The organism is Burkholderia sp. SIMBA_051 (assembly GCF_046534915.1).
In the GTDB taxonomy this organism is placed as follows: domain Bacteria; phylum Pseudomonadota; class Gammaproteobacteria; order Burkholderiales; family Burkholderiaceae; genus Burkholderia; species Burkholderia ambifaria.
This window is the reverse complement of the sequence record NZ_JAWRXS010000147.1, coordinates 1-307: the sequence shown is the minus strand read 5'-3', so window position 1 is coordinate 307 and position 307 is coordinate 1. Positions and strand designations below refer to the sequence as shown.

Sequence of the window (307 nt, the reverse complement as noted above, 5' to 3'; positions counted from 1 at the left end):
GCGTGTGATGGTCATGTCAACCGCGATACCGAGCGCCTCGAGCTTCGCGGGTTGCAGCGTCGCCCCGCATGCCGGGCACAGGAACTTGCGCGTGCGATCGGTGTTGAAGCCCCCATGCAGCACCGGCCCACGAAAATCGCACTGGTAGCAGGTCGTGCGCGCCGCGAACCGCACGCCCAGGCGCACGCGCGCCTCCCATTTGCCGTCCGGATCGAGCTGCAGCAGCCACTGGCGTATCGCGGTCACCCAGTGGCTCACCGCGCCGCGGCCCGCACCGAGGCATTCCGCGACCGATTCGATCGACGCC

At 69.1% G+C, this 307-nt stretch carries 1 protein-coding gene; it reads right to left on the bottom strand.

Annotated elements, in window-relative coordinates:
• Positions 1–307: DUF746 domain-containing protein (locus tag SB771_RS33950; protein ID WP_410721909.1), on the bottom strand; the 307-nt coding region annotated here is incomplete at both ends.